Origin of the sequence: Vibrio artabrorum (assembly GCF_024347295.1) — a bacterium.
GTDB lineage: Bacteria > Pseudomonadota > Gammaproteobacteria > Enterobacterales > Vibrionaceae > Vibrio > Vibrio artabrorum.
Genome location: NZ_AP025458.1, coordinates 290,931 through 310,128, shown reverse-complemented (window position 1 = coordinate 310,128; position 19,198 = coordinate 290,931). Strand labels below are relative to the sequence as shown.

The window sequence follows — 19,198 nt, the reverse complement described above, 5'->3', positions numbered from 1 at the left end:
CAATAAATTGAACCATTTTTAAAGACTCTCTTAAGACTTTTTATCTAACAAGAACGCTTAAAGATGGTGGAGCTATGCGGGATCGAACCGCAGACCTCCTGCGTGCAAGGCAGGCGCTCTCCCAGCTGAGCTATAGCCCCATCTAGGTCGATATTGGTGGGTCTGAGTGGACTTGAACCACCGACCTCCCGCTTATCAGGCGAGCGCTCTAACCAGCTGAGCTACAGACCCAATATCGTCTCTTAACTTTTCTAAACCTAATCAATCTGTGTGGACACTCATCGTAAGTATCTTCGTATAAGGAGGTGATCCAGCCCCAGGTTCCCCTAGGGCTACCTTGTTACGACTTCACCCCAGTCATGAACCACAAAGTGGTGAGCGTCCTCCCCGAAAGGTTAAACTACCCACTTCTTTTGCAGCCCACTCCCATGGTGTGACGGGCGGTGTGTACAAGGCCCGGGAACGTATTCACCGTGACATTCTGATTCACGATTACTAGCGATTCCGACTTCATGGAGTCGAGTTGCAGACTCCAATCCGGACTACGACGCACTTTTTGGGATTCGCTCACTATCGCTAGCTTGCTGCCCTCTGTATGCGCCATTGTAGCACGTGTGTAGCCCTACTCGTAAGGGCCATGATGACTTGACGTCGTCCCCACCTTCCTCCGGTTTATCACCGGCAGTCTCCCTGGAGTTCCCGACATTACTCGCTGGCAAACAAGGATAAGGGTTGCGCTCGTTGCGGGACTTAACCCAACATTTCACAACACGAGCTGACGACAGCCATGCAGCACCTGTCTCAGAGCTCCCGAAGGCACGCCTGCGTCTCCGCTGGCTTCTCTGGATGTCAAGAGTAGGTAAGGTTCTTCGCGTTGCATCGAATTAAACCACATGCTCCACCGCTTGTGCGGGCCCCCGTCAATTCATTTGAGTTTTAATCTTGCGACCGTACTCCCCAGGCGGTCTACTTAACGCGTTAGCTCCGAAAGCCACGGCTCAAGGCCACAACCTCCAAGTAGACATCGTTTACGGCGTGGACTACCAGGGTATCTAATCCTGTTTGCTCCCCACGCTTTCGCATCTGAGTGTCAGTATCTGTCCAGGGGGCCGCCTTCGCCACTGGTATTCCTTCAGATCTCTACGCATTTCACCGCTACACCTGAAATTCTACCCCCCTCTACAGTACTCTAGTTCACCAGTTTCAAATGCAGTTCCGAGGTTGAGCCCCGGGCTTTCACATCTGACTTAATGAACCACCTGCATGCGCTTTACGCCCAGTAATTCCGATTAACGCTCGCACCCTCCGTATTACCGCGGCTGCTGGCACGGAGTTAGCCGGTGCTTCTTCTGTTGCTAACGTCAAGAGATAGCGCTATTAACACTACCCCCTTCCTCACAACTGAAAGTACTTTACAACCCGAAGGCCTTCTTCATACACGCGGCATGGCTGCATCAGGCTTGCGCCCATTGTGCAATATTCCCCACTGCTGCCTCCCGTAGGAGTCTGGACCGTGTCTCAGTTCCAGTGTGGCTGATCATCCTCTCAGACCAGCTAGGGATCGTCGCCTTGGTGAGCCATTACCTCACCAACTAGCTAATCCCACCTAGGCATATCTTGACGCGAGAGGCCCGAAGGTCCCCCTCTTTGGCCCGTAGGCATTATGCGGTATTAGCCATCGTTTCCAATGGTTATCCCCCACATCAAGGCAATTTCCTAGGCATTACTCACCCGTCCGCCGCTCGACGCCCATTAACGCACCCGAAGGATTGTTAGTGTCGTTTCCGCTCGACTTGCATGTGTTAGGCCTGCCGCCAGCGTTCAATCTGAGCCATGATCAAACTCTTCAATTTAAGATTTTGTCGACTCAACGAATACTGACTTCAAAACTACAAAAAGTAATTCTAAAGCTATTACCATTCCAACAGAATGGTAATGAATTGACTGTGCCGAATAACTACAAGTAGTTAAACGTATTGGTCACTCAGTTCATTGAAATCAATTTTGATTCCGAAGAATCTGTTTTATCTAACGATAAAACGTTTTGATATTCATCAACGAGTGCCCACACAGATTGATAGGTTTAAATTGTTAAAGAGCTTGTTCTCTAAAAAGAGAACGCTTTCAGTGCCTTAGCACTTAAGCAGGACGCGTATAATACGCTTTCTACTTTGAAAGTCAACATAAAATACTAAGAAAACTTAGAACTCTATGGTGACTTGTCTATTTAATAGACAAAGTCGAAATTAAAGCCTGGCGATGTCCTACTCTCACATGGGGAAGCCCCACACTACCATCGGCGCTATTGTGTTTCACTTCTGAGTTCGGCATGGAATCAGGTGGGTCCACAATGCTATGGTCGCCAAGCAAATTTTAAAATTCAGAAAGCTGTTAAATTCTCTTCAAACTCATTCAAGGTCTGTCTTTCTATTGAGCCCACAAAACCCCTTGGGTGTTGTATGGTTAAGCCTCACGGGCAATTAGTACAGGTTAGCTCAATGCCTCGCAGCACTTACACACCCTGCCTATCAACGTCGTAGTCTACGACAACCCTTTAGGACGCTTATAGCGCCAGGGAAAACTCATCTCAAGGCTCGCTTCCCGCTTAGATGCTTTCAGCGGTTATCGATTCCGAACTTAGCTACCGGGCAATGCCATTGGCATGACAACCCGAACACCAGAGGTTCGTCCACTCCGGTCCTCTCGTACTAGGAGCAGCCCCTTTCAATTTTCCAACGCCCACGGCAGATAGGGACCGAACTGTCTCACGACGTTCTAAACCCAGCTCGCGTACCACTTTAAATGGCGAACAGCCATACCCTTGGGACCGACTTCAGCCCCAGGATGTGATGAGCCGACATCGAGGTGCCAAACACCGCCGTCGATATGAACTCTTGGGCGGTATCAGCCTGTTATCCCCGGAGTACCTTTTATCCGTTGAGCGATGGCCCTTCCATTCAGAACCACCGGATCACTATGACCTGCTTTCGCACCTGCTCGAATTGTCATTCTCGCAGTCAAGCGGGCTTATGCCATTGCACTAACCACACGATGTCCAACCGTGTTTAGCCCACCTTCGTGCTCCTCCGTTACTCTTTGGGAGGAGACCGCCCCAGTCAAACTACCCACCAGGCACTGTCCGTAATCCCGATTCAGGGACCAACGTTAGAACATCAAAACTACAAGGGTGGTATTTCAAGGACGACTCCACCACATCTAGCGACGCGGTTTCATAGTCTCCCACCTATCCTACACATGTAGGTTCAATGTTCAGTGCCAAGCTGTAGTAAAGGTTCACGGGGTCTTTCCGTCTAGCCGCGGGTACACTGCATCTTCACAGCGATTTCAATTTCACTGAGTCTCGGGTGGAGACAGCGTGGCCATCATTACGCCATTCGTGCAGGTCGGAACTTACCCGACAAGGAATTTCGCTACCTTAGGACCGTTATAGTTACGGCCGCCGTTTACCGGGGCTTCGATCAAGAGCTTCGACCGAAGTCTAACCCCATCAATTAACCTTCCGGCACCGGGCAGGCGTCACACCGTATACGTCATCTTACGATTTTGCACAGTGCTGTGTTTTTAATAAACAGTTGCAGCCACCTGGTATCTGCGACTCTCGTCTGCTCCATCCGCAAGGGACTTCACTGATAAGAGCGTACCTTCTCCCGAAGTTACGGTACCATTTTGCCTAGTTCCTTCACCCGAGTTCTCTCAAGCGCCTTGGTATTCTCTACCCGACCACCTGTGTCGGTTTGGGGTACGATTCCTTACAATCTGAAGCTTAGAGGCTTTTCCTGGAAGCATGGCATCAATGACTTCACTACCGTAGTAGCTCGACATCGTATCTCAGCGTTAGTAGCGGTCCGGATTTACCTAAACCACCCGCCTACGTACTTGAACCTGGACAACCGTCGCCAGGCCCACCTAGCCTTCTCCGTCCCCCCATCGCAATTGTAAGAAGTACGGGAATATTAACCCGTTTCCCATCGACTACGCCTTTCGGCCTCGCCTTAGGAGTCGACTTACCCTGCCCCGATTAACGTTGGACAGGAACCCTTGGTCTTCCGGCGAGGGAGTTTTTCACTCCCTTTATCGTTACTCATGTCAGCATTCGCACTTCTGATACCTCCAGCAGCCCTTACAGACCACCTTCAACGGCTTACAGAACGCTCCCCTACCCCACGCACCCTAAGGTACGTAGCCGCAGCTTCGGTGTATAGCTTAGCCCCGTTACATCTTCCGCGCAGGCCGACTCGACCAGTGAGCTATTACGCTTTCTTTAAATGATGGCTGCTTCTAAGCCAACATCCTGGCTGTCTGAGCCTTCCCACATCGTTTCCCACTTAGCTATACTTTGGGACCTTAGCTGGCGGTCTGGGTTGTTTCCCTCTCCACGACGGACGTTAGCACCCGCCGTGTGTCTCCCGGATAGTACTTACTGGTATTCGGAGTTTGCAAAGGGTTGGTAAGTCGGGATGACCCCCTAGCCTTAACAGTGCTCTACCCCCAGTAGTATTCGTCCGAGGCGCTACCTAAATAGCTTTCGGGGAGAACCAGCTATCTCCAGGTTTGATTGGCCTTTCACCCCTAGCCACAAGTCATCCGCTAATTTTTCAACATTAGTCGGTTCGGTCCTCCAGTTGATGTTACTCAACCTTCAACCTGCCCATGGCTAGATCACCTGGTTTCGGGTCTAATCCTAGCAACTGTACGCCCAGTTAAGACTCGGTTTCCCTACGGCTCCCCTAAACGGTTAACCTTGCTACTAAAATTAAGTCGCTGACCCATTATACAAAAGGTACGCAGTCACACCACGAAGGTGCTCCTACTGCTTGTACGTACACGGTTTCAGGTTCTATTTCACTCCCCTCACAGGGGTTCTTTTCGCCTTTCCCTCACGGTACTGGTTCACTATCGGTCAGTCAGTAGTATTTAGCCTTGGAGGATGGTCCCCCCATATTCAGACAGGATATCACGTGTCCCGCCCTACTCGTTTTCACTGATTATGATGTGTCGGTTACGGGGCTATCACCCTTTACTGCGAGACTTTCCAGACTCTTCACCTGCATCATTAAAAGCTTAAGGGCTAATCCAATTTCGCTCGCCGCTACTTTCGGAATCTCGGTTGATTTCTCTTCCTCGGGGTACTTAGATGTTTCAGTTCCCCCGGTTTGCCTCCTGTTGCTATGTATTCACAACAGGATACTTACTTATGTAAGTGGGTTTCCCCATTCAGGAATCCCAGACTCAAAAGGTTATTACTACCTAATCTGGGCTTATCGCAAGTTATTACGCCTTTCATCGCCTCTGACTGCCAAGGCATCCACCGTGTACGCTTAGTCACTTAACCATACAACCCGAAAGGGTCTTATGTATGATACAAATTTGCTTTCACTTTTAAAAAGTGAAGACAAAAAGCAACCAAGGTTTTTGGTTGTCATTAAGAAGGGTTAATTCTTAATAACTGTTTGCCGGACTCAATTGTGATTCAAACAAGTTTGAATCGAATACAAGACACTTGAATGTGTTTGTTGTGTCTATCTAATGAAAGATAAACATTGAGAACTTTTAAATTTGATTGAATTACTCGTAAGTAATCAATCAGTCAGCTTTCCAAATTGTTAAAGAGCTTGATTCAATAAATTGAACCATTTTTAAAGACTCTCGTAAGACTTTTTATCTAACAAGAACGCTTAAAGATGGTGGAGCTATGCGGGATCGAACCGCAGACCTCCTGCGTGCAAGGCAGGCGCTCTCCCAGCTGAGCTATAGCCCCATCTAGGTCGATATTGGTGGGTCTGAGTGGACTTGAACCACCGACCTCCCGCTTATCAGGCGAGCGCTCTAACCAGCTGAGCTACAGACCCAATATCGTCTCTTAACTTTTCTAAACCTAATCAATCTGTGTGGACACTCATCGTAAGTATCTTCGTATAAGGAGGTGATCCAGCCCCAGGTTCCCCTAGGGCTACCTTGTTACGACTTCACCCCAGTCATGAACCACAAAGTGGTGAGCGTCCTCCCCGAAAGGTTAAACTACCCACTTCTTTTGCAGCCCACTCCCATGGTGTGACGGGCGGTGTGTACAAGGCCCGGGAACGTATTCACCGTGACATTCTGATTCACGATTACTAGCGATTCCGACTTCATGGAGTCGAGTTGCAGACTCCAATCCGGACTACGACGCACTTTTTGGGATTCGCTCACTATCGCTAGCTTGCTGCCCTCTGTATGCGCCATTGTAGCACGTGTGTAGCCCTACTCGTAAGGGCCATGATGACTTGACGTCGTCCCCACCTTCCTCCGGTTTATCACCGGCAGTCTCCCTGGAGTTCCCGACATTACTCGCTGGCAAACAAGGATAAGGGTTGCGCTCGTTGCGGGACTTAACCCAACATTTCACAACACGAGCTGACGACAGCCATGCAGCACCTGTCTCAGAGCTCCCGAAGGCACGCCTGCGTCTCCGCTGGCTTCTCTGGATGTCAAGAGTAGGTAAGGTTCTTCGCGTTGCATCGAATTAAACCACATGCTCCACCGCTTGTGCGGGCCCCCGTCAATTCATTTGAGTTTTAATCTTGCGACCGTACTCCCCAGGCGGTCTACTTAACGCGTTAGCTCCGAAAGCCACGGCTCAAGGCCACAACCTCCAAGTAGACATCGTTTACGGCGTGGACTACCAGGGTATCTAATCCTGTTTGCTCCCCACGCTTTCGCATCTGAGTGTCAGTATCTGTCCAGGGGGCCGCCTTCGCCACTGGTATTCCTTCAGATCTCTACGCATTTCACCGCTACACCTGAAATTCTACCCCCCTCTACAGTACTCTAGTTCACCAGTTTCAAATGCAGTTCCGAGGTTGAGCCCCGGGCTTTCACATCTGACTTAATGAACCACCTGCATGCGCTTTACGCCCAGTAATTCCGATTAACGCTCGCACCCTCCGTATTACCGCGGCTGCTGGCACGGAGTTAGCCGGTGCTTCTTCTGTTGCTAACGTCAAGAGATAGCGCTATTAACACTACCCCCTTCCTCACAACTGAAAGTACTTTACAACCCGAAGGCCTTCTTCATACACGCGGCATGGCTGCATCAGGCTTGCGCCCATTGTGCAATATTCCCCACTGCTGCCTCCCGTAGGAGTCTGGACCGTGTCTCAGTTCCAGTGTGGCTGATCATCCTCTCAGACCAGCTAGGGATCGTCGCCTTGGTGAGCCATTACCTCACCAACTAGCTAATCCCACCTAGGCATATCTTGACGCGAGAGGCCCGAAGGTCCCCCTCTTTGGCCCGTAGGCATTATGCGGTATTAGCCATCGTTTCCAATGGTTATCCCCCACATCAAGGCAATTTCCTAGGCATTACTCACCCGTCCGCCGCTCGACGCCCATTAACGCACCCGAAGGATTGTTAGTGTCGTTTCCGCTCGACTTGCATGTGTTAGGCCTGCCGCCAGCGTTCAATCTGAGCCATGATCAAACTCTTCAATTTAAGATTTTGTCGACTCAACGAATACTGACTTCAAAACTACAAAAAGTAATTCTAAAGCTATTATCATTCCAACAGAATGATAATGAATTGACTGTGCCAAGACTAAGTAAACTTAATCTCGATTGGTCACTCAGTTCATTGAAATCAATTTTGATTCCGAAGAATCTGTTTTATCTAACGATAAAACGTTTTGATATTCATCAACGAGTGCCCACACAGATTGATAGGTTTAAATTGTTAAAGAGCTTCTCTTCATTGTGACTCACATCACTATGGAAGAGGCGGCCATTCTAGCGATTTAATTCTCAGTGTCAAACACTTATTTTGAATTAATTTCTACTTTCTAAAGTAGAAGCGAATCATCGCTTAAAGCTAGTTGCCTTACTAACATTCTTCGCAGAAGCCTTGTGGCGTCTGCCGTGTCAGTGAGGCGGCATTATAGAGATGTTCATCTCTTTGGCAAGCGTTTATTGAAGAAAAATGTAAAAATAACGACTACATGCCGAATAAACAACCAAAGCCTTATTTGTGTAAGTTTAACCACAAAGTACCTACAAAATAACCACAGACTTATCCACAATTGCTTTATTTCAACGCTCTAGAAAGCAAAAAAGCTGCCATCAGCAGCTTTTTAAAGAGTAATGAATCTAAATTCCAGACCCATATTGCTCTCCATCGTCTTCATGAAGACCACATTCACGTTTTAAGCCATTAAAACGTGTTTCCTCTTCCGTCATACCCGGCTCCCATTTCTTAGTGGTGTGTGTATCTCCCACCGAAAGGTAACCCTGCTCACGAAGAGGGTGGTAACTTAGACCGTGCTCTTCTAAGTAATAGTGTACGTCTTTATTCGTCCAATCGATGACTGGCAAAAATTTAAACACACCATTTTGAATCGATAAGATCGGCAGGTTTGCACGCGATTGAGATTGCTCTCTTCTTAACCCAGAAAACCATGTACCAGCTTCGAGCTCATCCAGCGCTCTTCGCATTGGTTCAACTTTATTAAGCTTGTTGTACTTCTCTATCCCTTCTAGACCTTGCTCCCACAATTTCCCATATTGCGCTTCTTGCCAATTAGGACTCTGTTGTGCGCGAAAGACTTGAAGGTTTAGAGTCAGCTTCTGACTTAATTCGTCGATAAAACGATAGGTCTCTGGAAATAGATAGCCCGTATCCGTCAGGATAACAGGAATGTCCGGTTTAGCTTGAGTCACTAAATGCAGCATCAACGCCGCTTGGATCCCAAAACTGGAAGACACTACATGGACGCCTTCTAAATGATCTAGAGCCCACTTGACCCTTTCTGATGCCGTTAGCTGTTCTAACTCAGCGTTAATTTGCCCAAGACGAAGTATCTGCTCCGTCTTCGTTAATGTGAGTAGCTCTGCTAACTTTAATTTTGAAGCGACAGAATTAGGCATGCAGATCCCTCTTTGAAATGATCACCTCTTCGATGATCCCAGCTCGAATTGTAAAATCGCCGAATCCTTCATTGTCGTTACGCTCTGTAGACCAGCGTCCCACCAGCGAATCTATCTCTTCTAAGATCTGAGCCGATGTGATGTTCTCTTTATACATCTTAGGAATACGAGTTCCGGCCTTATTGCCACCTAAGTGCATGTTGTATCGCCCCGGAGCTTTACCGATTAAGCCGATCTCCGCCAGCATTGCACGACCACAACCGTTCGGACACCCCGTGACACGGAGAATAATGTTGTCATCTTCAGGTAATCCATGCTTTTTCAGAATGTCTTCAACATCGGTCACGAACCCTGGAAGAAAACGTTCGGCTTCTGCCATTGCTAAAGGACACGTTGGAAATGCCACACACGCCATCGAGTTTTTACGCTGCTCAGAAACGCTATCGTCCATTAAGCCATACTCACGAGCGATTTTCTCGATGTTAGATTTCTGATTCGTAGGGACTCCAGCAACAATCAGATTCTGATTAGCGGTCATCCGGAAATCGCCTTTATGGATCTTAGCAATCTCAGCAACACCGGTTTTCAGAGCTTTACCTGGAAAATCAAGTAAACGACCATTCTCAATGAACAGTGCTAAGTGGTGCTTACCATCAATACCTTCCGCCCAACCAATGCGGTCACCACGACCAGTAAACTCATAAGGACGACTTTCCGAGAACTCAACGCCTGCACGTTTCTCGACTTCCGCTTTAAAGACCTCAATACCGACACGATCTAGCGTGTATTTCGTTTTGGCATTCTTACGGTTTGAACGGTTACCCCAATCACGCTGCGTCGTCACAACGGCTGCTGCCACATCAAGTGTTTTCTCTAATGGCACAAAACCAAAATCATCCGCTCTACGAGCATAAGTTGAGGTATCACCGTGTGTCATGGCAAGACCACCACCCACTAACACGTTAAAGCCCACCAGCTTTCCGTCTTCAGCTATGGCAACGAAGTTAAGATCGTTAGCATGAACGTCGACGTCATTTTGCGGAGGAATTACGACCGTTGTCTTGAACTTACGCGGTAGGTAATTACTGCCTAAGATAGGTTCTTCATCCGTTGTTGCTAGCTTTTCACCATCTAACCAGATCTCTGCGTAAGCACGAGTTTTAGGTAATAGGTGTTCACTGATCTTTTTGGCCCACTCATACGCTTCTTGGTGGAGCTCGGACTCAACCGGGTTTGTGGTACACAAAACATTTCGGTTTACATCCCCCGCCGTCGCGATTGAATCAATACCAATGTTATTCAACGTTTGGTGCATTAACTTAATGTTCGGCTTCAACACACCGTGGAACTGAAACGTTTGACGGGTTGTGAGACGAATAGAACCATAAGAGGTATGCTCATCGGCGAACTTATCAATCGCCAACCACTGCTTAGGCGTAATAATGCCACCGGGCATGCGCGCACGTAGCATCACATTATGCAAAGGTTCTAGTTTTTGCTTTGCACGCTCGTTACGAATATCACGGTCATCTTGTTGATACATACCGTGGAAACGGATCAGTTGAAAATTATCCGCAGTAAAACCACCCGTTATTCTATTTTGGAGATCTTGTTCAATTGTTCCGCGCAAATAATTACTTTCACGCTTAAGACGCTCATTGTCAGCCAAAGGTCCAAGTACTTGACCTAGCACTTCTTGCTCTATTACTTGCTTACTCATTAGTACACATCCCTTTGGTAACGTTTCGCTTTACGTAAATCATTAATATATTGCTCAGCTTGCTCGCGGCTCTGATTGCCATGTTTTTCTGCAATAGTGACGAGTGCTTCATGAACATCTTTTGCCATTCGAGTCGCATCACCGCACACATAAAGGTACGCGCCCTCTTGAAGCCATTGCCAAACCTGATCAGCTTGTTCAATTAAGCGATCTTGAACATAGACCTTTTCTTTTTGATCTCGGCTAAAGGCCACATCGAGCTTAGTTAACGCACCTGATTTAAGAAACTTCTGCCACTCAACTTGGTATAAGAAATCTTGAGTAAAGGTACGGTCACCAAAGAACAACCAGCTTTTGCCTTGAGCATCATTGTTTTCACGCTCTTGCACAAAACTGCGGAAAGGTGCGATACCAGTACCCGGACCAATCATAATGATGGGAGTATTATCATCTTGCGGCAGTTTGAAGTTATTGTTGTTCTCAACAAACACCTTCACTTCACCACCTTCTTCAAGGCGTTGTGCTAAGAAACTTGAAGCGCCGCCCAAACGAGACTCTTCGCCTTTTTGGTATTCAACCAGACCAACCGTTAAATGAACTTCTTCATCCACTTCGGCTTGGCTTGATGCAATTGAGTAGAGGCGCGGAGTCAGCTTACGTAACAGGCTAATTAACTCATCAGCCGATAGCTTGGTTTTCTTTTCAGCCAGCACATCGACAATTTGAGTGTTGCTTGCATATTCACGAAGCTTGTCTTTATCTTCCAACAGCTTAGTTAACTTTTTGCTGCCTGAAAGCTCAGCAAACTTAGCCACTAGTTGAGGGTTTGATGACGTGATCTCAAAATGACTGATTAGGGCACTATGAAGAGATAAGTTTTGGCCATCGACATCAACACTTTCAATGCCAGACAACCCAACCTTAGACAGGATCTGATTGGCGAGTTCTGAACTGTTTTCAAACCACACGCCTAATGCATCACCGGGTTGGTAGGTTATCCCTGATCCGGCAAGATCGATCTCGATATGACGTACATCTTTACCCGAGTCACGCCCCGTGATCTTTTGACTCGTCAATAGTGTCGCTGTATATGGATTTTGTTTGGTGTATTGCGAATGACCGGCAGCCGCTTGACCTACAGGTAACTGAACGATATCTGCTTCGGCACCTGTCGATAGCGTTTCTTTGACTTGCTCTAATGCTTTCGCGCGCCATTCCGTTGCTGATGCTTCGTAATCAACATCACAATCAAGACGATCAATAAACGATTTTGCACCGAGCTTAGCGAGGAAGTTATCGAAGTCTTTCGCCGTTTGGCAGAAAAACTCGTAACTAGAGTCACCTAAACCGATCACTCCGTATTGCAGATTTGATAATTTTGGCGCTTTCTTCGATTGCAGGAATTCATGTAACTCAATGGCATTATCAGGAGCTTCGCCCTCACCATTGGTGGAAGCCACAAAAATCACGTGAGTCTCTTTGGCTAGGTTCTTACCTTTATAATCACTGGCATCAAAAAGCTCGACAGCAATGCCTAAAGCTTTCGCTTCCGCCTCAAGCGATTCAGCAACACCTTTAGCGTTACCCGTTTGAGAAGCAAAGATAATACTGAGCTTGCCCGCAGGTTTCGCCGCGACAGCCGCGGCCGCTTGAGCGATTGGTGCTGCTGCACCGACAGGCTGAGCTTGGCTTACCCCCCAAAGGTAACCACTGACCCAAGCCAGTTGTTGTGAAGATAACTCAGAAACCGTTTGTTGAAGATGACCCAATTGTTGGTCATTGAGTGGTGCTGCCAGCCCAGGTAACTCACTTGCCCCAGCCGGTGCATTATTATTTTGTGAAGACTCTTTCTTATATAAAGACATGGTCACGACATCCCTAATCATTGCGTGACGATAGATTAACCACTCACTTTAATAACAAGAAAGAATAGAAAAGTATGTTTTATAACTTTTTGGAAGATAAAAGCGATTGAACGATCAATTGGCCTACTGATTCTCAATACGTACTTGCTGAAAACCAACCGCCATTGCCGATTTCGATGCTAAATCTAGGTCAGCGTAGTGGCACTCTTCGCCGTGAGCATCGGTAAGCAAAACGAAGCCGCCCCCCATATGGCGAAACTCGACAACCCACGCCCCCTCTTGAATTGAGGGTTCAATAACCGCTTCAACTAACAGGTTTTCTCGATACAAATTTCGTAATTCATTGAGTGTCATATTTCATCCCTTGCTTTGACCTCACAACATAGACCTTATAAGGATAGACGCTAATCAGAGCTCTGCATAAAGTTGGTCGAAAGTGATGAATGTGCTAACTCATTCCAGAAAGATATAATCAATAGGTATAAAAAAACGCCACTCAATCGAGCGGCGTTCTTAAAATCTGTTCCAGATGCGTTTTTAAAATAGCCTTAAAAGCGTACTTCAGCACCCATAAACCAGCCATTAACCATCACAAACTGCTTGCCTAAATCTGAAGAGAAAAACTCTTCCGAATCAAGGTCAATCACACGGTAGCCACCACGAAATGCCAATTCAGTCTCTGCGATTGGAAGACGGTACTGAACCCCAGCCATCAAATCCGTACTCTTGATCCCGCCGCTATTACCAAACTCCATCATACCAATGATATCGAATTGCGTATCAGGAACATTGATCTCTGCGTTACCGTAGAAGCTCCAAGTCATCTCATCAAACGTTGCCGTTTTCGCACCAGTAGGCTTAGGTTCAATGTAATTCGAGTTCGCGTATTGGGTAAACGTCACACCGGCGTCAAAGTCCATCAACTTATGATCTAACAAGGTGTAGTAGAGCGTGTAGTCGTATTTATCGAAAGCCAACGCTTTAGTATCCACAGAGGTATAACGAAAACTCGCATTCGGTAACATTGGAAGATTATGCTCAAATGCGAAATACACCGAAGGTGAGTTCGCATCCTCACTTTGTTTCACTTCGTTTAGCTTTGTACTTCCCAACCACATATCGGCACCAGCTTTCGCCGTGTAAGAAAAACCGTCTTCAGCAGACACAGCCGAACTTAAAGATAGCATTCCCACTAAAGCAATTAATGGCATTTTATTCATTTGAGATAGCTCCAATTCCATATCGTTGTGCGCATTGTATGCACATTCATAGATTATTGGGGAAAATTCTACCACACATCTAAAATACTAAAACGATAAACCTCTGACGACCAAAGATTTGACGACCCACTGACCTTAATAACGTCTTGGATGAGACCGATATACAACGTTTTTGAAAAACCACACACCGATTGCAATCACAATCAACCAAGGCAGCAACTTAAACACAACCCCCATCATCCCTAAGACCAGCAGAACCGCGAACGCCACTCCGGTTGCAGCCAATATCGTCACGAATGTGATCCCCGTGACAAGTAAAGTTGCGACGAAAATAACCACAAAGATTAATTCAAACATAATGGTCTCCCTAATGAGTTAATGACCGAGCTCGCCTACTGTCTAACATTGCAGCTTCCATACCAAGTTAACAGCACCAACAAAAACCTTATTTATCAATCAAATAAAAAAGCCACACATCTTCATGCATGGCTTTCCTTAAACTCACAAGGGTAAATTTAACCGCTAATGGCGAATTTAACCTCCCGTTTTCAGCTTAGGCTCTTAACCTTGAAAGAGGTTATACATTTAGCTCTTTAGGGATCTTCGCCAATGCCGTTTGTATCACTTCGATGCCTGCGCCTTTCTTATGTGCATTTTCACTGATATAGCGACGCCATTGTCGTGCTCCCGGCATGCTTTGGAACAAACCAAGCATATGACGAGAAATGTGGCCTAAACTAGCGCCATTTGAAAGTTCACGTTCAATGTACGGATACATCTCTTCGACAACCTGTGAGCGCTTCTTAATTGGCGTGTCTAAACCAAAGATCTGCTGATCGACTTCTGCCAAGATGAATGGGCTATGGTAAGCCTCACGACCAATCATCACACCATCAAGATGTTGCAAGTGCTCTTTCGTTTGCTCAAGAGTCGTAATACCACCATTCACGGCAATCACAAGATCAGAGAAATCTTTCTTGATTTGGTATGCGCGATCGTAATCTAGCGGTGGGATCTCTCGATTCTCTTTCGGGCTAAGACCACTCAACCACGCTTTACGCGCATGGATAGTAAATTGCTCACAACCGCCCTTTTCAGAAACCGTTGAAATAAACTGAGTGAGAAACTCATAAGAGTCTTGATCATCGATACCAATGCGCGTTTTCACCGTGATTGGAATATCCGTGGCTTCTTTCATCGCCGAGACACAATCTGCCACCAGCTCCGGCTCGGCCATTAAGCAAGCACCAAAGCGACCATTTTGAACTCGGTCGGAAGGGCAACCTACGTTAAGGTTGACTTCATCATAACCACGCTCACCGGCCAGTTTGGCACAAGCAGCAAGATCAACGGGGTTTGAACCGCCAAGTTGAAGGGCAAGAGGATGTTCTTGCTCGCTATACTCTAGAAAGTCACCCTTACCATGTAAGATCGCGCCCGTTGTTACCATTTCCGTGTACAGAAGAGTCTGCTGAGAAAGCAAACGGTGAAAGTAACGACAGTGGCGGTCGGTCCAATCCAACATGGGTGCAACGGATAAGCGGTTAGCCGCATATTTACTAGTATTGTCAGGTTTCATAAGGTGTTACTCAAAATCTATACACTGCATCGATATACAGCGACTGGCTAGAATGCCCCTAACTCACCCTTTCGGTACACATATAGTGCGTAGCGATAAAGTAGGACGAATGGCATCATTTAGCATTAAAAAAAGAACACTAAAAAGCGGTGAATCACGCTTCACAGTGGACATTGTAGTCAAAAATAATGGGCCGATTATACACAGGGAATCAAAAACATTCAGGAACAAAGAGGAACTTATTTTTTCATACAACTCACGCAGTGTTAGTGCGGGATTCCAAAGAGTGAGAAACGAATTAGGTATTGAGGACTTGAGGTACCACGATTTACGGAGAGAAGGGGCAAGTCGTTTATTTGAAAAAGGCTACTCCATTGAAGAAGTAGCCCAGGTAACAGGTCATAGAAATTTAAATATTTTATGGCAAGTTTACACTCAGCTGTTTCCGCATAAATTGCATAACAAAACTTGAGTAATGACCCTTTAAAAACATTTCTTAGAGAGCTCTAGCTATTCAAAATAGCCTGATTAGTAGTCTTCGCCGTAAACTATTAGGTTAATCCTCTCATGGGGCTGTAGTGCCAATAGCTTCTCGTCTTGTAGAAGCTTCGACATAGCATGAAAACACAACTCTAAAATTTGGTTTGTGCTTTCTTCAATTACTTCGTGCGAAGGTACGGAGTCATTTGCACCATGTACCAATTTGCTTCTTAATTTATAGAGGGTATTAATCGACCTTTTCGATTTTGTACGTTCCTCAAAAGAATCATACAAAAACCTAGAAACACTTGTTGATACCTTGAAAAGAGTCTCCCCCTGAGCACCAAACATTCCTTCTAAAGCAGTAATAGCATCGATAAACGAATCAGTAGAATTCTTTCTTTCAAAAACGGCTTGGGACAGCTTACGCAACGGTAGTTCCACCGTTTTTAAATCAGTATTTTTTAATAACTGATACCACATTTCTAATTTATCAAGATGCCCCTCTTCAATAGACAGCATCCCATGAGGTTTATTGTCTGAAGTGTAAGAAAAGTTTCCCGCGGACGATGTACATAAACCCATAGTCGAAAATACATACTTAAAGCCTTTTGGTTCAAATGTTGTAAAAATCAACGCTAAACTAAATGCATTCTCGATTTTATTGACATATTCATTAGTCTTTCTGGAATTGGAGCTAGAGTAATCTTTAACATCTCCAGTCAATCTTGTTCGATGATTAATTTCTCCAATACAACCAAATGAAGTTACTTCACCATTTTGGCTTCTGTTATGCATTGCCATTTGGGCAATTTTATTAGGACTATTTCTGTCGTCAAACTGCCTAACGACTATATCTTCAAGTCTCAGTTCGCCAAGATCCCCTAAATTTAAACCAACAATACCAATGAAACTTGAATAGTCAGCTTCTTCGTTGTTCACAATGTGTCGCAGGAACAAAACTTGTTTTTCAATCTCACGAGTTAAGTCGTCATAAGTAAAACACCCTCTAAAGGTGCAGTTTTGAAATGAAATTGTGATGATGTTCTCTAACAATTGAACAGTTTGAGTGTAGTGACTGATACCATCATCAGTCACAAACTTGATCGCACTCATCAAGCCAGCTTCTCTATTTAACAAGTCAGATATCTTGTCTCTTTTTATCAAAGCTTCAAACCCTTCAAAGTCCATTGGGTATTTTTGATTGTAATTGTATTGCTTTGCCATCAATCCACTCTGCTTCATAAGAAGTGTTGGATATTCTCTACTCGCTATCTGGAAACAATAATTAAGAAGCTCATCTGTTTCAGAGGTACGAAGAAGTGGCTCACCACCACATAAGGCTCGACAAAGGTGGAAAATAGGCTTACCACCAGCCTCCATTTCACTTAAAAGAGTAAGGTATTGGTCTTCATAAGAGTCCTTTTGAATCAAAGCGACTCGTATTTCTTTTATTTTCTGGTTGAGTAATTCAAGAACCGCAATCTCATTTGCATTAAATACGACTCCATCAGCACTCTGAATAGTTTCAAGGTTAGTCTGGTTCAACGCATACTCTAGGCAATGCACACCAAGCAACTGTCTTAACTTGTTAAAAATATTAAACATTCTGAATTCCTATCATGTCCCAACTAGCCACTATGAAGAACACTCGCAAAAAAGTACATATACATAAACTGGGCGCGTGAGACAGTGCAAATCAATCAGTTGAATATACCTATTAGATGAGTCGATTCTCATTACCAAAAGTTATAACTGAAGAAGTCAGAACAAAACTCATTTAATCAAAAAAGCCCTACAAATTAGGGCTTTTGCTTTCAAGTCGAGTTAAACGATCATCCATCTTTTCCATCATTAAGCGCATCCACTTAACATCCGTTTTCAAGGTTATACCTACACCAACTCCACTAGATAAAGCGCTAGCAACTGCGATTATTAATGTTTGATACTCTGCCATTACTTGAACTCGTTGCGTAGGGTTTCCCATAGGCCAAATACTATTGGAGCACTTGCGCCAATAATGCCACCGAATTGAACACCGTCTGCCGATACGCTAGCGGTGATAAGTTCAGGGTGACCAGCGACCAAAGCCGCTCCCGCGCCAAGTAACGCTAAACCCTTTTTAGTGGATGGTGGGTCAAGGTCAACCTTTAGCCACATACACACCACGCCATCATTTTTCCACACATTCATAATGGCTATAGTTAAGGTTCATTAATCAGTTATGTCTTGAGTCCCACCGTTCTTTTGAGTTAACTTGTCTTATTCGAAGTCGTAGGTCACAATATGCCCTGTACCTGACTTTAATAAAAATCAATGGCTCCTAAAAAGAAGCACCCTAGAAATCGTGTTATATTGGGGATATCCAATTGAATGGTGAAAAAATTTGGACCACACATTAATAGAGCAAGTTGAAGGGATATGTACATCGCGAGGAGTTAGGCTAACACCTCAGAGAAAACGAGTGTTTGAACTCATTTTCTCTAATAGGAAAGCCTCTAGTGCTTATGAATTGTTAGAGCAATTGAAAGTCAGTGAACCGCAAGCTAAACCTCCTACCGTTTATCGCGCTTTAGATTTTTTGTTGGAACAAGGCTTCATTCATCGAGTTGAGTCAACCAATAGCTTTATATGTTGCTGTTCATGTAATGCGAAGCAACATTTTTCGCAGCTCTTAATTTGCGATAAGTGTGGCACAGTCATAGAGCTACAAGACGATGCTCTTATCAAGCAACTCGCTAAAAACGCCGAGAAGCACGGTTTTCAATTAACGAATCACGTTATTGAGTCTCATGGCATTTGCCAAACTTGCTCCTCTGATATGAAAGAATAAGATTATAGAAGAACATTATGCGCGCTGAATTTGTAAACCCGTTTTTAGCTTCTTTAATGAATGTACTAAAAACGATGGCTTCCTTAGAGTTAAAGCCACAAAAACCGAGAGTTAAGAAAGATGAAATCGCTCGTGGTGATGTTTCTGGCCTGATTGGTATGGTTGGAACACAGTCTAGAGGCTCGATGTCGATCACTTTTGATGAGAGCCTTGCCCTAGAGATCATGGAAAACATGCTAGGCGAGCGACCAAATGGCTTAAACGAAGAAGTGACCGATATGGTGGGTGAAATTACCAACATGGTGACTGGCGGTGCCAAGCGCATTCTTGCTGAAAGCGGGTTCGATTTCGATATGGCGACCCCGATTGTTGTTTCTGGTAAAGGCCATACTATTCGTCACAAGTGTGAAGGGGCTATCATCATCATGCCGTTCACCTCTCAATGGGGCAATGCTTTCATCGAGATCTGTTTCGAATAAAGTCATCGGCTAAAATATATCGCTATCGAAACAACCACTCAGAATTGAGAAGGCTGACGTCCATATGTCAGCCTTTTTTATTGGCTGCGATGTGGCCTTTGCTTGA

At 45.5% G+C, this 19,198-nt stretch carries 13 protein-coding genes, 4 tRNA genes and 4 rRNA genes; 3 read left to right on the top strand and 18 right to left on the bottom strand.

All coding sequences use genetic code 11. From position 1 onward, the window contains the following. Positions 1-64: 64 nt before the first annotated feature. The 15 genes from OCU36_RS01525 to dusA all read right to left on the bottom strand — a co-directional run bounded on the left by OCU36_RS01525 (position 65) and on the right by dusA (position 15,300). Positions 65-140 (bottom strand) — tRNA-Ala (locus OCU36_RS01525). Between the two features lie 14 nt (positions 141-154). Continuing rightward, positions 155-231 (bottom strand) — tRNA-Ile (locus OCU36_RS01520). A 67-nt stretch (positions 232-298) separates the two neighbouring features. Continuing rightward, a 16S ribosomal RNA gene (locus tag OCU36_RS01515) occupies positions 299-1,853 on the bottom strand. 398 nt (positions 1,854-2,251) lie between these two features. Further along, positions 2,252-2,367 (bottom strand): 5S ribosomal RNA (gene rrf, locus OCU36_RS01510). Positions 2,368-2,459: 92 nt separating this feature from the next. Further along, positions 2,460-5,353 (bottom strand): 23S ribosomal RNA (locus tag OCU36_RS01505). A gap of 350 nt (positions 5,354-5,703) precedes the next feature. After that, positions 5,704-5,779, bottom strand: a tRNA-Ala gene (locus tag OCU36_RS01500). A 14-nt stretch (positions 5,780-5,793) separates the two neighbouring features. After that, positions 5,794-5,870: transfer RNA gene (locus OCU36_RS01495), tRNA-Ile, on the bottom strand. Positions 5,871-5,937: 67 nt separating this feature from the next. Then, positions 5,938-7,492: ribosomal RNA gene (locus OCU36_RS01490) — 16S ribosomal RNA — on the bottom strand. Together the 16S, 23S and 5S rRNA genes with 4 tRNA genes alongside form the textbook arrangement of a ribosomal RNA operon. A 647-nt stretch (positions 7,493-8,139) precedes the next feature. Further along, positions 8,140-8,916, bottom strand: a complete 777-nt coding sequence (locus OCU36_RS01485) for a phosphoadenylyl-sulfate reductase (RefSeq protein ID WP_261838730.1) — start codon at positions 8,914-8,916, stop codon at positions 8,140-8,142. Continuing rightward, positions 8,909-10,636 (bottom strand): assimilatory sulfite reductase (NADPH) hemoprotein subunit, encoded by a 1,728-nt coding sequence (cysI, locus tag OCU36_RS01480; RefSeq protein ID WP_261838729.1) that lies wholly within the window; start codon positions 10,634-10,636, stop codon positions 8,909-8,911. The genes OCU36_RS01485 and cysI overlap by 8 nt, the downstream gene beginning before the upstream one ends. Further along, positions 10,636-12,501 (bottom strand): assimilatory sulfite reductase (NADPH) flavoprotein subunit, encoded by a 1,866-nt coding sequence (locus OCU36_RS01475; RefSeq protein WP_261838728.1) that lies wholly within the window; start codon positions 12,499-12,501, stop codon positions 10,636-10,638. Before OCU36_RS01475 ends, cysI begins: the two co-directional genes overlap by 1 nt. Before the next feature lie 123 nt (positions 12,502-12,624). Further along, positions 12,625-12,855 carry a hypothetical protein gene (locus tag OCU36_RS01470; RefSeq protein ID WP_261838727.1) on the bottom strand — a complete coding sequence of 77 codons (231 nt, stop codon included), beginning with the start codon at positions 12,853-12,855 and terminating at the stop codon, positions 12,625-12,627. A gap of 194 nt (positions 12,856-13,049) precedes the next feature. Continuing rightward, complete coding sequence (locus tag OCU36_RS01465) at positions 13,050-13,721, bottom strand: TIGR04219 family outer membrane beta-barrel protein (protein WP_261838726.1); 672 nt, start codon at positions 13,719-13,721, stop codon at positions 13,050-13,052. Between the two features lie 135 nt (positions 13,722-13,856). Next, positions 13,857-14,078: an envelope stress response protein PspG gene (pspG, locus tag OCU36_RS01460; RefSeq protein WP_261838725.1), complete on the bottom strand. Its 222-nt coding sequence runs from the start codon at positions 14,076-14,078 to the stop codon at positions 13,857-13,859. Positions 14,079-14,298: 220 nt separating this feature from the next. Next, positions 14,299-15,300 carry a tRNA dihydrouridine(20/20a) synthase DusA gene (dusA, locus tag OCU36_RS01455; RefSeq protein WP_261838724.1) on the bottom strand — a complete coding sequence of 334 codons (1,002 nt, stop codon included), beginning with the start codon at positions 15,298-15,300 and terminating at the stop codon, positions 14,299-14,301. A 166-nt stretch (positions 15,301-15,466) separates the two neighbouring features. Between dusA and OCU36_RS01450 the strand changes: the two genes are divergently transcribed. After that, the gene (locus tag OCU36_RS01450) at positions 15,467-15,772 is read left to right on the top strand and encodes a tyrosine-type recombinase/integrase (protein ID WP_261839668.1); all 306 of its coding nucleotides are present in this window, start codon (positions 15,467-15,469) and stop codon (positions 15,770-15,772) included. 56 nt (positions 15,773-15,828) lie between these two features. Here the strand turns inward: OCU36_RS01450 and OCU36_RS01445 are convergent, their stop codons facing one another. The 3 genes from OCU36_RS01445 to OCU36_RS01435 form a co-directional block, all read right to left on the bottom strand. Further along, entirely contained in the window at positions 15,829-17,388 is a 1,560-nt protein-coding gene (locus OCU36_RS01445; protein WP_261838723.1) for a HEPN domain-containing protein, read from the bottom strand. Between the two features lie 187 nt (positions 17,389-17,575). Beyond that, positions 17,576-17,737 carry a hypothetical protein gene (locus OCU36_RS01440; RefSeq protein ID WP_261838722.1) on the bottom strand — a complete coding sequence of 54 codons (162 nt, stop codon included), beginning with the start codon at positions 17,735-17,737 and terminating at the stop codon, positions 17,576-17,578. Beyond that, on the bottom strand, positions 17,737-17,940 hold the full coding sequence (locus OCU36_RS01435) for a hypothetical protein (protein ID WP_315972666.1): 204 nt from the start codon (positions 17,938-17,940) through the stop codon (positions 17,737-17,739). Before OCU36_RS01435 ends, OCU36_RS01440 begins: the two co-directional genes overlap by 1 nt. Before the next feature lie 226 nt (positions 17,941-18,166). Between OCU36_RS01435 and zur the strand changes: the two genes are divergently transcribed. Both zur and OCU36_RS01425 read left to right on the top strand, forming a co-directional pair. After that, the gene (gene zur / locus OCU36_RS01430; RefSeq protein WP_261838720.1) at positions 18,167-18,613 is read left to right on the top strand and encodes a zinc uptake transcriptional repressor Zur; all 447 of its coding nucleotides are present in this window, start codon (positions 18,167-18,169) and stop codon (positions 18,611-18,613) included. A 17-nt stretch (positions 18,614-18,630) separates the two neighbouring features. Continuing rightward, a complete protein-coding gene (locus tag OCU36_RS01425) occupies positions 18,631-19,092 on the top strand; it encodes a chemotaxis protein CheX (protein ID WP_261838719.1) in 462 nt (153 codons plus the stop codon). Positions 19,093-19,198: the final 106 nt, after the last annotated feature.